The organism is Aquibacillus saliphilus (genome assembly GCF_020404745.1).
GTDB lineage: Bacteria > Bacillota > Bacilli > Bacillales > Amphibacillaceae > Aquibacillus > Aquibacillus saliphilus.
In genome coordinates this window covers 1-12883 of sequence record NZ_JAIZAP010000002.1, presented here as the reverse complement: position 1 = coordinate 12883, position 12883 = coordinate 1, and the positions used below count along the sequence as shown (strand labels likewise).

Genomic DNA, 12883 nt, shown 5'->3' with positions numbered 1-12883 from the left:
CGTCATCCAAGAGTCTTTTTGCCTGAGAGATTCACGGGTTTGTTTGCTCCTTCGGCGCTACCTAAGTAGTCTCTCCTCTTGAAATCATACGCTACATTTTAAATTGTCCAAACATGGGCATACTACATGCAATCAATTGTATTTTTAAATTAATTATCTAACAAATCAAAATCATTATATCATAGCGTATCTTATCTGTGTAAAAGAATGTTGTGTTTACTAGTTAAAAATTAATTCTAGAAAGGTGAGTTATGATGAACATTCAACTAAATCGTGACCAAGAATTTATAGATGAACTTGATACGAAATTAGAAAACGAAGGCTCCTTTAGCTCTTGGGATCTTTTTCGAATGTCATATCGTTCTGCATTGGCTACTACAAATCCAGATTTCAAGGGTTTATCAGCTCCTAAGCGTTTACCGCATGTGAATTTCCTTCAACATCAATTGGATTGTGCACAGCAAGTGGTTGAAGAAATGAACGGTAGAGGACTTCTTGCTGATGAAGTTGGTCTTGGTAAGACGATAGAAGCTGGTTTAGTTTTAAAGGAATATATGATTAGAGGACTCGTTAAAAAAGCGTTAATTCTTGTACCAGCATCCTTAGTTAATCAATGGGTAAATGAATTAAGTCAAAAATTTTATATTCCGGCAATCTCTCAGAGAAGAAGACCTGTATGGGATCAGCAAAATATAGTTGTTACTTCTATCGACACAGCAAAACGCCCACCGCACAGGGATATTATTCTAAAACAAGAATATGATTTTGTATTAATAGATGAAGCACACAAACTGAAGAATCACAAAACAAAAAATTACGAGTTTGTTCGTTCATTAAAGAAAAAATACTGTTTATTGTTAACTGCAACTCCTGTCCAAAATAAGTTAATTGATATATTTAACCTTGTATCTATTTTAAAGCCAGGCCATCTGGGTAACTATGAAGATTTCACTGATTTATTCGGGAAGGATCGTAAAAACTTATTTAATGATGCTCATCTTAAACAACTTATTCAAAAAGTAATGGTGCGTAACCGTAGAGAAGACACCGGGATTGACTGGACGAAACGAAACGTCGAAACTATTTGGATTGATTTCACACCAGAAGAACAATCCGCCTATCAAGAATTAAGTAGAATTTCAAAGGAGTCACCAAATTTTTCGTCAATTACTTATACAAGAGAATTATGCTCATCCAGAGAAGCATGCTATCTATCTTTAAGAAAATTACTAAGCCAAGATAGAGAGATTTCTAATCGAGCAGATTATGATAATTTGATGAAACAAATTGAACAACTTCCACACCACGCAAAGGCACATAAAGTTATTGAGTTGATCGAGAACACAGATGAGAAATTTATCATTTTCACCGAATATCGCGCAAGCCAATTATATTTACAATGGTATCTGCAACAACACGGCATCTCATCTGTACCTTTTCGAGGTGGCTTTAAACGCGGAAAAAAAGACTGGATGAGACAATTATTTGAGAATCATGCTCAAGTTTTAATTGCAACTGAAGCTGGAGGAGAAGGAATTAATTTACAGTTTTGCAATAACATGATTAATTATGATCTTCCATGGAATCCAATGCGTCTTGAACAAAGAATCGGCAGAATTCATAGATTCGGGCAAGAATCTGATGTAAACATATACAATTTTGCTATCAGGGACACGATGGAAGAACATGTACTAAATTTATTATATGAAAAAATCAAATTGTTCGAGCGTGTAGTTGGTAATTTAGATGCAATTTTATCTGAATTAGATATTAATGATGTTGAAAGCGAAATAGAAACAATTTTTAATGAATCAAAAACTGACGGCGAAGTTAAAATTAAATTAGATAACCTTTCTTCCGTCATTTCATTTGCACAAGATAATCAAACAGAGGAGGACTTCAATGGGACTCGAGAATCTTCATGATTTCCTAACAGATTATTTCACAGCGAACCAATGTGACATTACTGAGAATAATAATGGTAAATTGAGTGTTCAATTAACAGCTGAAATGGATGAAATACTCATGAATCGTCCATTTTATTGGCAATACGTGAAAACACTTGGATATCCGGGTGAGCCGATGGGAATTACTTTTATTACAAATCCAGATCGGAGAGATGAAGAAGGGGAATGGATACATTTCGGAAGTCCAAGACTACATCAAATATTCAACACGTTGATCTCACAAGGAAAATTCACAAAAATTTATCAACAAATAGCACCCACACAAAGAACAGCGCTTGTTCCTTGGTTGGTTATCAATAGTAAAATAAGTTATACAGGTAAGCATAAAAAAGACGAAATTAAGTCGATTGGACTTCAGTTAATTAATGGAGCAATGATCACTCATATTATGGACGAGTTAGATGCAATGACATTACAATCATCCATTCCTGACTTTTGCTACACAATCACACCGCTTATCCGTCCAAAGAGTGGCTACCTGAGAATAATTCAATATATTGAAAGCTACTTACAAAATTACGATCACTCTTGGGCCGAGGAATCTTGGCGGTATTTAGAAGAAGAACAAAAATTACTCGAACACTTCTATAAAAACACGAACGAAGATGATGAATATAAAAATCAAATGACACAAGAATTAGTAGCTATTGAAAATCGGTTTAAACCACAAATAAGTATCGAGGTAGTTAATGGCGGTATCTTCTATTTGTCTCAAAAATCTTCAAACAAATTGACAGGGAAAAATTAAGTTTGACTTTTTCAAAACAAATGTGTAGGGCGCCTTTCACCCAAGAGCAATAAGACAAGCCTCAGCGTATCGATTTTTGTCACAGAGAGGATTGACTTAAGACCTCAGGCGCTGGAGCTTGGACGCGGTTTAACCTTGTCAAAAATCATCCACACGACATTTTTAATTTCCTAAGCAATTAAAAATAGCAGGGTCCACTAAAACATGGAGCCCTGCTATTGCTTTTTTTTCTTAACTAATAATTTAAAAGCAAATGGCAATAAACCAAACCAGCGACCTGAGATATTGTTTTCTTTGGACATACGCTGTTTATTTTTCCTTTTTTTTCGTTCATCTTGTGGAGTATCCATATACTTTACAATCTCTTGTGTCATAAATTTCACATAATCATTTCCTGACATATAATCACCTCAAGGGGAAAGTTAGCTTATACCCTTAGTATAACCATAAAGAGTTACACTAACCCAAACCTAATAGTCAGTAAATATTTTTTAAAAAATAAATTTCCTTGAAGGACTTTTAAAGTTTATGTCGAATATTGTACAACTATAACAGAAAAAGAGGTGAATTTAAGGTTGAACCCTGCTGCAGTATATTCTAAAAATCTTCTCCTATCCGCTATTCAAGCTACCGCATCTGATATTCATTTTTGCCCCTCTTCAAATAAAACTGAAATATTTTTTAGAGTTCATGGAAAAAGAATATTTCATCAATCCATCCCTAAAAAGCAATTCGAAACGTTATTAACATATTATAAGTTTACTTCTGGGATGGACATTGGAGAAAAAAGAAAACCTCAACACGGTACGATTTCATTTCATACACATCATTTACAGTTTTCATTACGTCTATCTACTCTTCCGGTAAATACCTCGGAAAGCCTTGCAATTAGACTACTACCTCAAAATGATGCACACCAACTAGAACAATTGTTTCTGTTTCCAAATCAATTAGCTACAATAAAAAGTTGGATTTCAAAGCGCTCTGGAATTATCCTATTCACTGGTCCGACTGGAAGTGGTAAAACCACCACCCTATATGCATTACTCCAATCTTTGCTAAGAGAACAATCCTTTCAAACCATTACTCTTGAAGATCCAATTGAAAAGGAAATGAGTAACATTCTCCAGGTACAAGTGAACGAAAAAGCTGGCATTACTTATAACGCAGGACTTAAGGCAGCACTTCGTCATGACCCAGACATCATAATGGTCGGTGAAATTCGCGATAAAGAGACAGCCCATTTTGCTTTTCACGCCTCTTATACTGGCCACCTCGTTTTAAGTACACTACATGCAAAGGATGCCGTCGGAACAATTCACCGTCTGTTGGAAATGGGAATTAAGAAAACAGACCTTGAGCAAAGTTTAATTGCAGTAGCATCATTGCAGTTACTCCCAATTAATACAAATGATTTTCTCCCATCACGAGCAGCAATTCTAGAATTGCTAGACAAAAAACTCCTGCACCAAGTGATTAATCAAGGATCACTGGAAATCAATGAATATTTTGATTCCTTTGATCGGTTAAGGAGGAAAGCCTTTGCCTATGGTTTCTCTACAAAGGAAGTTTTTAACATGGTTGGTAAATAACAAAAAGTTATCATTAAAAGACCAATACAACTTTTTATACCGCCTTAGTCAATTGATACAAAATGGCTACACACTTCTTCATGCCTTAGATATATTAAACTGGGATAGTAGATGGGCTATTTATACTGAGCGAATACGTGATAAGTTACAAGAAGGCGCTTCTATTGATCAAGCATTAGAAGGTGCCAACTTCAATGAAAAAGTAGTATCATTTATGTATTTTTCGAATTCAAATAGTGATTTAAACGGAACTTTAAATCATTGTTGCGTCATGCTAAAACAACAAATGGAAAACATTAAAAAATTCCAACAGACATCAAGATATCCATTTATACTACTTCTGTTAATTTTAGTATTGCTATACTTTGTAAAGACATCCGTTTATCCATCGTTTCTTCAGTTATTCTCCTCAATGAGCAATGCTTCAGCTATAACAAATACATCAGTTATTGTTATTAATGTTCTTTTCAATGCATTGTTAATTCTCATTGTACTCATCACAGCCATAACCTTGTCTTGGCAACTTTTTAAAACTAAATTTAAAACTAAACTTAAAATACAAATTTATAACGCAATACCAATTGTTAGAAGCTTTATTAGATTAAATACAACATTTCTCTTTTCATTGCATCTAAGTTCCCTACTTAAGGCTGGATCTTCCCTTAGAGAGGCTTTACAAACGCTCAAAAAGCAACCAAAAGAGTTTATAATAGCATACTACTCTGACCAAATGATCCAAGAAATTGAGAAAGGCTTTGAACTCTCTGAGATACTACCGTCTTTTTTATTATTTGAGGAAGAGTTATCAACCATTTTCCAGGAAAACATCAACAACCATACACTAGAAAAAGATTTACAAATTTATTCAGAATTTCTTATTGATCAAATCCAGGAAAAGGCTAAAAAACTATTATCGCTAATTCAGCCTATTTTCTTTATATTAATGGCAGGTTTAATAATTTTTATTTACTTGTCTTTAATGCTCCCAATGTTCCAATTAATACAGTCGATATAAGAATTAACACAACCTATAAGAATTGAGGAATCTAAATGACAAATCAAAAAGGATTCACATTAATAGAAATGTTAATTGTTTTAACAATTATTAGTACGTTGCTCATATTATTAATACCCAACCTCGCAGAAAAAAACACTCAAGTGCAAGATAATGGTTGCAAAGCCTTGGCTCAAATGACCGAAAGCCAGCTCCAAGCCTATGAAATTGATACGGGAAAAAAAGCAGAGGATATTCAAACATTAATAACTTCAAAATATCTAAAAATGGATACTTGTGCAAATGGCACCCAAAAAGTACAGTTAACAGAAAATAATACAGTCGAAGTTGTAGAAGTAATCAAGTGAGCAAATGAAAAATACTAATGGATTTACATTAATAGAAGTTTTAATCGTACTTAGTGCTTCCATTGTACTTTTATCAATTGGCTCTCTTTTCCAGACACATGTCATAAAGCATTATCAAGAAGATCAATTTTTACAACTTTTTCAAAGTGATGTGTTGTACATGCAATACATCACTTTGATTAAAAGAGAAACATTTAATATGACGATTCATCCAGATCAACATAACTATATCATTCGAAAAGGAGGCACTGGAAAAATAATAACAAAACGTAATATACCATCCAACTGGAATGTCCAACTCATGACACTTACTATGCCAATCTCCTTTACTTTCAATGGCACGATTAAAAATCCAGGCATGTTCTCCATCAAGACGGGAGAATCTCATTATCAGGTGTTCCTCCCTTTCGGTAAAGGAAGGGGCTATATAATTGAAAAATAATTCTAGAGGCTATTTCCTGATTGAGGCACTAGCCTCACTAAGTATTGTTTTAACAATTACATTTACATTTATTCCTATTTTAAATCAAATAAAACTAGAGGAACACATATTAAGTCAACGTCGATCTATTCAATCTACTTTACACGATGAATTACAACTTTATATATGGAAAACATTCAAGTTGCCGGTAAATCATGAAATGAAAGTAAATAAGAGGCAGGTGACATTCACCTTTACAAAAGAAGATAATTTAGTTAAAGGATGTGCTGAATGGAACAATGAAAAAGACATACTCGAAAATTTTTGTTTATATGGATTTCCACAAGAATGAAAAAGGGTTTACACTCATTTCTTTATTATTAGCAACTTCGATAATTTTCATTACTTTACCAATCCTTCCTTACATCATAAACACAATCCAACATGAATCTTATTACGAGGATTTATCAGTGAATCAATTTTTCCATTTCATAAATGAAGAGTTTCATATCGCTATATCATATTCAGTTGAGGATTCTGTAATAACCCTACAGCAAGAAAATGGAGAAACAGTAACGATAGATAAATATCAGTCTTTGGTTCGGAGAAGAGTGGGCAACTTAGGACATGAGATCTTACTACGCAACGTAAGCGAGTTTTTGATTATCCCCTTAACAACTGGAATTAAAATTGCAATCACAACAATTGAAGGAGTACATTATGAGAAAACGTTTAGCTTTTATTAATGAGTTCTTCGCTAATAGGGATGGATTCATATTTCCTTATGTAGCTTTTATTGTTGTTCTAGTGTTAGTAACAATAACTGGGAGTATAAACTTATATCGCAACAACATTGAAATGACAAATTTCAACGAAGAGCAATTAAAAATAGATACGTTATTTCAAATGGGGAAATCGCAATTTAAGCAAGAGCTTTTACCCGAGAATTTAAATACCTCAAATCAATACACATTTTTCTTTCCGCACGGCTCAGTTGACATTACGGTATTATCTTACACAGAGAAAAATATTTATGCAAAATATGATATCTCTACAACCAAACAAAGTAAGTACGTCACATTTTCTAGCATTCACCTTGAATAAAAAAATGTTAACTAAAATGAATATTGCCCGAGCAAATCGCAAACGATAGTAGATGAAGAAATTAATGGGCTATAGCCAAGTGGTAAGGCAGCGGATTTTGATTCCGTCATTCGTTGGTTCGAATCCAGCTAGCCCAGTAAATCCGATAACTATTAAATTTGTTTTAATTTTAAATAATCAAGTTTTTGTGTGAAGATTAATTTACATTCTCTTTTTCCTCGTATATAATAACCATGATACATACCTTTTGTAAAGGAGGGGGAAGTATGGACAGAACGTTTCGAATGCTTTCTTTTTGGACAGGAATATTCGCTGTCATGTTTTTTGTCGGTGAAATGCAAAGCATGGCTTTCCTATTTTTAGCTCAAACCGTTTTCTTTCTAGGAGTTGGATTCTTGAATTTGTCTGAAAGAATGTATATGTACTTATTTGGTGCATATTGCACTATATTTTTTATTGGATTTACTTACTATTCAAACTTCATACTAGTTCCCGGATTTGGACATTAATAAAAAGGCTCTAATCATTTTTAGGTGATTGGAGCCTTTTTATTATTCACTTATAATATTCTGACTATTGACAATAATTGAATTAATATATAATATAAATATAGTAACTTAACTTTATCCCATCCAACAAAGAGAGCACATCCCCCTCAATAATCTCTTCCTTATGAAAGGGAGAGATTATTTTTTACTAGGTTAAAAAAGGATTATGCTCCTGTTCTTCTTTAATTGTAGTATCCTCCCCATGGCCAGGATGAACAACAAAAGAATCCTTTAAAGTAAATAGTTGTTTTCTGATACTATTAAGTAACTGTTGATGATTACCTCCTGGCAAATCAGTCCTCCCTATCCCTGATTGAAATAAACTATCCCCACCAATAATATGACCATCTCCATGAAAAATAAAGACAACACCACCTGGGGAGTGTCCTGGTGTATGCCTAATTTCAAACTGCATGTCCCCTATCGTCATGTTGCCAACATCTAATAAATAATCAGGACTTTTCGCGGTAATTTGACCAACAGGAAAAAGAGCTGATCCATTTAGGTTCGGATCTTCTAACCACTCTGCTTCCCGCTTATGAATATAGACTGGAATATTAAAATATTCGCGTACGTGGTCAACGGCACCAATATGATCAAAATGACCATGAGTTAATAAAATTGCTTTTGGGTTCAATTTAACTTTCTCCAGGTAGTTTATTATCTTATAACTATCGCCTCCGGGATCAAATATGATAGCGTCAGTTTCATTGGATACTAAGTAACAATTAGTCCCTAAAGGACCTAAAGACATTTTCGTTATATTCATAAAACTTCTCCTTCTTTTTTAAATAGAATTTTATCTTTTGATATACTCGACAAATTTAAAATTTTGTTTTAGAATGTATGAGGAGATCATATCTACTACATAATAATAAATATAAGTCCCTATATCAATTTTTGGGTTCGGGAGACTCACAAGGAGGTCTGAGAATAATGGAATTGGCAATAATCTTTTTAGTTATAGCAATATTATGTGCAGTTGCAGTTTTAAGAGAGTTAAAAACTAAAAACTTCTTTGCTGTCGCTTTTGCCGGTGCTTCTACACTAGTATTTGGTTGGTTTTCAGTCATGACAATTTTTTCTCCATTGTTCTAATAATAACCTAAAATCCTAAGATCTTTTACTATCATAAGTAAAGGATCTTTTATTTAGATTGAATAGTAATAAAACCACAAGTTATAATGGTTTTTCTTATCCTTTTTCCGTGTTAATAAAGGACGCCATATTTATTATAGAACCCAACTTTATTACTTCTAACTAGTAAAAAACGAGTATGAAACCAATTGGTTTCATACTCGTTTTTCTATTTCTGTTGAAGCTATTTGTTAGTCATTCGCATTGAATTTATAAAATCTAAACAGATCACCATATATGATTTGATCTGAGTAAGATAGTTCTTTATCAACTTTTTCCTTTATCGGTTGACATGCATTCTCTGCATCATCTTCAACACCAGTAGTCTTCGCATAAATTAATTCCCCTGACTCACGGTCAAAACATTGATCCTTCGAATAAACATAGTCTTCACTTATAAAACTACCGTCTCGCAGTGCAATAAAGTCTTTATTATTAGCAGCAAATAAATCAGTACCAAACGTTATGTCATCCTCATTCTCGATACCAAGTAAACGAAGTAAAGTAGGCTTCACATCTATTTGCCCTGCGACATCAGATATCACCCTGCCTTCTTGACCTGGTATGTGAATAAAGAATGGTACTCGTTGTAATTGAACATGATCATATGCGGTGATTTTTTCTTTATCCAAGTACATACTCATTGCTTTATTATGGAAATCACTTATTCCATAGTGATCCCCCAAAATAACAAATATCGAGTTTTCGTATTCTCCAGACTCTTTTAATTGTTCAAAGAACTGCTCTAATGCCTCATCAGTGTAACGTACAGTCGGGAAGTATTGATTTAGTGTTCTGGAGTTAGAATTGTATTGATCAATAGAAGCGTCCTCTTCACTTAATTCAAACGGATAATGGTTTGTTAAAGTGATAAATCTTGAATAGTATGGCTCCGGTAAAGATTGTAGATACTTAACGGATTGTTCAAAGAACGATTTATCCTTTAGACCCCAACCAATTGAATTTTCTTCATTAATTTCATAAGCACTTTCTTCATAAAACTGATCATAACCAAGATTTTCATACATTACATCACGATTCCAGAAGCTCTTATTGTTAGCATGGAACACCGAAGAATAATAGCCATGTTCTTTTAGAATCTCTGGTGTTGCATTGAATTCATTTTGGCCATGTGTAAAAAATACAGCCCCTCTTGGTAGTGGGTACATAGAATTATCAATTAAGAATTCATGGTCGGAAGTCTTACCCTGCTCCGTTTGATGGTAAAAGTTTTCAAAATAATAACTTTCCTCAATCAAATCATTCATAAAAGGAGTTACTTCTTCGCCATTAACAGTGTTATTTATAACAAAACTTTGAACAGATTCTAGTGAAATAAAAATCACGTTTTTATTTTTTGCTATACCAAATAACTCAGATTCCTCTTTACTTGTAGCATTCTCATCAACATAACTCTGAATATCAGGCATTTCATTCCCATCAGCTAAAACACGTTGTGCTTTAGACTTTGAGTGTAGAGCAACATCATAAATATGATAATTAAACAGCCCTATGTTCTTTACCAGATATTCTCTATCAAATGTACGTTGTAATAGTTGTGGTCGTTCAATCTCAGCTAAAACATAGTTTCCTAATAGAAAAAGAATTGAGGCACTTAAAACAATCGCTCTATTTCTTTTATTATAATTTACCGATACAGAACCATCGTATCGTTTACTCAATATCCAGATAATAGCAACATCCAAGAATAAGAGTAAGTCTGATAGATGAATCAAAGCAAGAGCACTCGATCCTAAATCAGCCGCATTACTTCCTTGAAATAAAACCGGAATTGTTATGAAATCAGTAAAGTTCCGATAAAAAACAAGATTAAAATATAAAATTAACGTACCAATCAACGTACCGTACCGCAAAAATTTCATTTGCCTTCTATTTTTAAACCACACACTTATTGCAAAAAATAGAAATGCAGAAGCGAATGGGTTTATAAACAAAATAAGTTCTTGCATTACATTTTCAATTGAAATATTAAACATAAATCGATAAACGACGTACGTTTTAATGCCAAATAAAATACTAGCAAGTATATATAATGGTAGTTGAATTCGACTTAGTGACCTTAATAACATACTTACTTCCTCCTCAACACGATAACCTAAATTTACATTAAATTAACATTATTTATTATATTCCACCACACACAAAAAATAAACCACTACAACTATGACGATATAGCGTAATGAAAAGTTTCATTTTTGCACTGTTTTATTTACATTTTTTTATTTTAGTAGATGAATGAAAAAAAATAAACCCTATTATTAGGGATCATTTTTTACTAGCGACAACTATTTTCATTCCAATATTTACCAGCATAAGATACTTTATAGATAAATACGGGTGCTGATATATTATAATTGATTTTTGTAGATTTAACAATGTTTTTATTTTTTTTGAAAAGAACTGCCTTGTTTCTTAACTAAAAATGCTCCTCCAATAACACCTGCATCATTTCCTAATTGAGCACTTACAAATTCACATTCCTCACTAATTCTTGGCAGAGCATAATTAGTAAATGACTCCCTTAAAGGTTTTAACAACTGATCACCAGCTTTAGAAACACCACCGCCAATGACAATTTTTGAAGGATTAATTAGTGTAGCAGCATTGGCAATTGCAAGTCCAAGGACATCTGTAACATTATTAACAATCTTAATTGCATAAGCGTCCCCTAGTTTTGCTTTATCAAAAACATCTTTCGCTGTTATATCACCATGAGCCTGGTAGTGGTCTTTTAAAAGTGAATTAACGTCTGTATTTATGATGTCTATGGCCTGACGTACTATTCCAGTAGCTGAAGCAATTGTTTCTAGACAACCATTTCTTCCACAATTACATGGAGCCCCACCAGGTTTAACGGTAAGATGACCAATTTCCCCAGCTGTTCCATTAAAACCGCTAATCACTTTACCATTAGTAATAATTCCACCGCCGACACCTGTTCCTAAAGTGATAGCTATTAAATATTCCGCTAAGTTCCCAGCACCTTTCCAATTTTCTCCCAAAGCCGCTATGTTTGCGTCATTATCAACAAAAACAGGTAGACCAGATAATGCTTTCAATTTCGATCCTAACTCAAAATCTTTCCAGCCAATATTTACTGCAAGCGCAACATTACCAGTTTCTGAATCAATGAAACCCGGAGCACCTGCGCCAATTCCGTTAATACTACTTTTATCAATATGTGAATTTTCTAGTTTTGATTGTATAGATGCCCAAATATCTTCAGGAATGGAAACACCATCGTTATCTTTGTTTGTTGGAATCTCCCATTTACTGCTAATTTGTCCATCATTATTTACTATTGCAATTTTTATTGTTGTTCCACCAATATCAACACCAATGAAATAATTCATTTCCATTACAACCCGCTCCTCTATGATTCACGTAACTTCCTTGTTTCTTGTCTCAGAAGTACTATCGCCATTTGATATTCTTTTATCTCTATAAATTGTAATTGATATAATTCCTTAATTTCATCTTCCATCAATTCAAGATCCGCTTGTCGATTACCTGTATAAATAAATGAACCAAACCTTTTTAATAATTGTTGAACATCAAATATCGTTTTCATTTTATCACCAATATCATTATAGCAATCGTTCGTCAGAAAATAAACGATTAACATTAATAATTTATCTCTGTGACAAATACATGATTAATTTATTAAAACAGAACAAAAGCTTGTCGGAGGTAGGCGCTGGATCTGGACGAGGTTAACTTAGTAATCCATTATCCACAGAGCAATCCATTTTATAATTTCCTCACTAGTGTTGCATTAAAAGATAACGACAATGTCAAGTGTTCATTTAATTCAATTAAATGGAAATTATGGGAGATTATAGTATTCATAAAATCAAAAAAAACCCTTATAATTAGTGGCAGAAGGTACTAAGTCCTGTCCAAATCCTAATTATAAGGAGTTCACATGGACAATAATAACACAAAATCTGTTTTTAAAGAATACCTTCATCCAATTGATGATC

The 12883-nt window shown here is 33.3% G+C and carries 16 protein-coding genes, 1 tRNA gene and 1 riboswitch; of the genes, 12 read left to right on the top strand and 5 right to left on the bottom strand.

All coding sequences use genetic code 11. The features are described 5' to 3' along the window. Nucleotides 1-88, bottom strand: a riboswitch (glycine riboswitch). Between the two features lie 166 nt (nt 89-254). Beyond that, entirely contained in the window at nt 255-1925 is a 1671-nt protein-coding gene (locus tag LD272_RS02595) for a DEAD/DEAH box helicase (RefSeq protein ID WP_439647374.1), read from the top strand. Beyond that, entirely contained in the window at nt 1903-2715 is an 813-nt protein-coding gene (locus tag LD272_RS02590; RefSeq protein WP_226035036.1) for a YqhG family protein, read from the top strand. Before LD272_RS02595 ends, LD272_RS02590 begins: the two co-directional genes overlap by 23 nt. A 215-nt stretch (nt 2716-2930) precedes the next feature. On the opposite strand, the gene LD272_RS02585 is transcribed toward LD272_RS02590, so the two are convergent. Beyond that, nucleotides 2931-3116 carry a YqzE family protein gene (locus LD272_RS02585; RefSeq protein WP_226035035.1) on the bottom strand — a complete coding sequence of 62 codons (186 nt, stop codon included), beginning with the start codon at nt 3114-3116 and terminating at the stop codon, nt 2931-2933. A gap of 174 nt (nt 3117-3290) precedes the next feature. On the opposite strand from LD272_RS02585, the gene comGA reads away from it, so the two are divergent. From comGA to LD272_RS02540, 9 genes are all read left to right on the top strand, one after another. Next, a complete protein-coding gene (comGA, locus tag LD272_RS02580) occupies nt 3291-4307 on the top strand; it encodes a competence type IV pilus ATPase ComGA (RefSeq protein ID WP_226035034.1) in 1017 nt (338 codons plus the stop codon). Then, on the top strand, nt 4264-5322 hold the full coding sequence (comGB, locus tag LD272_RS02575) for a competence type IV pilus assembly protein ComGB (protein WP_226035304.1): 1059 nt from the start codon (nt 4264-4266) through the stop codon (nt 5320-5322). Before comGA ends, comGB begins: the two co-directional genes overlap by 44 nt. Nucleotides 5323-5357: 35 nt before the next feature. Next, nucleotides 5358-5669: a competence type IV pilus major pilin ComGC gene (gene comGC / locus LD272_RS02570; RefSeq protein WP_226035033.1), complete on the top strand. Its 312-nt coding sequence runs from the start codon at nt 5358-5360 to the stop codon at nt 5667-5669. A gap of 4 nt (nt 5670-5673) precedes the next feature. Continuing rightward, nucleotides 5674-6111, top strand: a complete 438-nt coding sequence (gene comGD, locus LD272_RS02565) for a competence type IV pilus minor pilin ComGD (protein WP_226035032.1) — start codon at nt 5674-5676, stop codon at nt 6109-6111. Next, nucleotides 6101-6442 (top strand): hypothetical protein, encoded by a 342-nt coding sequence (locus LD272_RS02560; protein ID WP_226035031.1) that lies wholly within the window; start codon nt 6101-6103, stop codon nt 6440-6442. The genes comGD and LD272_RS02560 overlap by 11 nt, the downstream gene beginning before the upstream one ends. Continuing rightward, nucleotides 6390-6836 carry a competence type IV pilus minor pilin ComGF gene (locus tag LD272_RS02555; protein ID WP_369413913.1) on the top strand — a complete coding sequence of 149 codons (447 nt, stop codon included), beginning with the start codon at nt 6390-6392 and terminating at the stop codon, nt 6834-6836. Before LD272_RS02560 ends, LD272_RS02555 begins: the two co-directional genes overlap by 53 nt. Then, the gene (locus LD272_RS02550) at nt 6811-7194 is read left to right on the top strand and encodes a hypothetical protein (RefSeq protein ID WP_226035030.1); all 384 of its coding nucleotides are present in this window, start codon (nt 6811-6813) and stop codon (nt 7192-7194) included. The genes LD272_RS02555 and LD272_RS02550 overlap by 26 nt, the downstream gene beginning before the upstream one ends. Before the next feature lie 65 nt (nt 7195-7259). After that, nucleotides 7260-7331: transfer RNA gene (locus LD272_RS02545), tRNA-Gln, on the top strand. A 129-nt stretch (nt 7332-7460) separates the two neighbouring features. Next, complete coding sequence (locus LD272_RS02540) at nt 7461-7703, top strand: DUF2626 domain-containing protein (RefSeq protein ID WP_226035029.1); 243 nt, start codon at nt 7461-7463, stop codon at nt 7701-7703. 187 nt (nt 7704-7890) lie between these two features. Here the strand turns inward: LD272_RS02540 and LD272_RS02535 are convergent, their stop codons facing one another. Further along, on the bottom strand, nt 7891-8511 hold the full coding sequence (locus LD272_RS02535) for an MBL fold metallo-hydrolase (protein ID WP_226035028.1): 621 nt from the start codon (nt 8509-8511) through the stop codon (nt 7891-7893). Between the two features lie 167 nt (nt 8512-8678). On the opposite strand from LD272_RS02535, the gene LD272_RS02530 reads away from it, so the two are divergent. Next, complete coding sequence (locus LD272_RS02530) at nt 8679-8840, top strand: DUF2759 domain-containing protein (protein ID WP_226035027.1); 162 nt, start codon at nt 8679-8681, stop codon at nt 8838-8840. A gap of 230 nt (nt 8841-9070) precedes the next feature. Here the strand turns inward: LD272_RS02530 and LD272_RS02525 are convergent, their stop codons facing one another. From LD272_RS02525 to LD272_RS02515, 3 genes are all read right to left on the bottom strand, one after another. After that, nucleotides 9071-10969, bottom strand: a complete 1899-nt coding sequence (locus LD272_RS02525) for an LTA synthase family protein (RefSeq protein ID WP_226035026.1) — start codon at nt 10967-10969, stop codon at nt 9071-9073. Between the two features lie 312 nt (nt 10970-11281). Continuing rightward, complete coding sequence (locus LD272_RS02520) at nt 11282-12259, bottom strand: ROK family glucokinase (RefSeq protein ID WP_226035025.1); 978 nt, start codon at nt 12257-12259, stop codon at nt 11282-11284. Nucleotides 12260-12273: 14 nt separating this feature from the next. Further along, on the bottom strand, nt 12274-12471 hold the full coding sequence (locus LD272_RS02515; protein WP_226035302.1) for a YqgQ family protein: 198 nt from the start codon (nt 12469-12471) through the stop codon (nt 12274-12276). Nucleotides 12472-12883: the final 412 nt, after the last annotated feature.

Coding starts and splice junctions, on each gene's coding strand:
- LD272_RS02550 (WP_226035030.1), top strand. CDS start 6,811: ATGAGAAAACGTTTAGCTTTTATTAATGAGTTCTTCGCTAATAGGGAT.
- LD272_RS02540 (WP_226035029.1), top strand. CDS start 7,461: ATGGACAGAACGTTTCGAATGCTTTCTTTTTGGACAGGAATATTCGCT.
- comGC (WP_226035033.1), top strand. CDS start 5,358: ATGACAAATCAAAAAGGATTCACATTAATAGAAATGTTAATTGTTTTA.
- LD272_RS02530 (WP_226035027.1), top strand. CDS start 8,679: ATGGAATTGGCAATAATCTTTTTAGTTATAGCAATATTATGTGCAGTT.
- LD272_RS02555 (WP_369413913.1), top strand. CDS start 6,390: ATGAAAAAGACATACTCGAAAATTTTTGTTTATATGGATTTCCACAAG.
- LD272_RS02515 (WP_226035302.1), bottom strand. CDS start 12,471: ATGAAAACGATATTTGATGTTCAACAATTATTAAAAAGGTTTGGTTCA.
- LD272_RS02520 (WP_226035025.1), bottom strand. CDS start 12,259: ATGGAAATGAATTATTTCATTGGTGTTGATATTGGTGGAACAACAATA.
- comGB (WP_226035304.1), top strand. CDS start 4,264: ATGGTTTCTCTACAAAGGAAGTTTTTAACATGGTTGGTAAATAACAAA.
- LD272_RS02525 (WP_226035026.1), bottom strand. CDS start 10,969: ATGTTATTAAGGTCACTAAGTCGAATTCAACTACCATTATATATACTT.
- LD272_RS02535 (WP_226035028.1), bottom strand. CDS start 8,511: ATGAATATAACGAAAATGTCTTTAGGTCCTTTAGGGACTAATTGTTAC.
- LD272_RS02585 (WP_226035035.1), bottom strand. CDS start 3,116: ATGTCAGGAAATGATTATGTGAAATTTATGACACAAGAGATTGTAAAG.
- comGD (WP_226035032.1), top strand. CDS start 5,674: ATGAAAAATACTAATGGATTTACATTAATAGAAGTTTTAATCGTACTT.
- LD272_RS02590 (WP_226035036.1), top strand. CDS start 1,903: ATGGGACTCGAGAATCTTCATGATTTCCTAACAGATTATTTCACAGCG.
- LD272_RS02595 (WP_439647374.1), top strand. CDS start 255: ATGAACATTCAACTAAATCGTGACCAAGAATTTATAGATGAACTTGAT.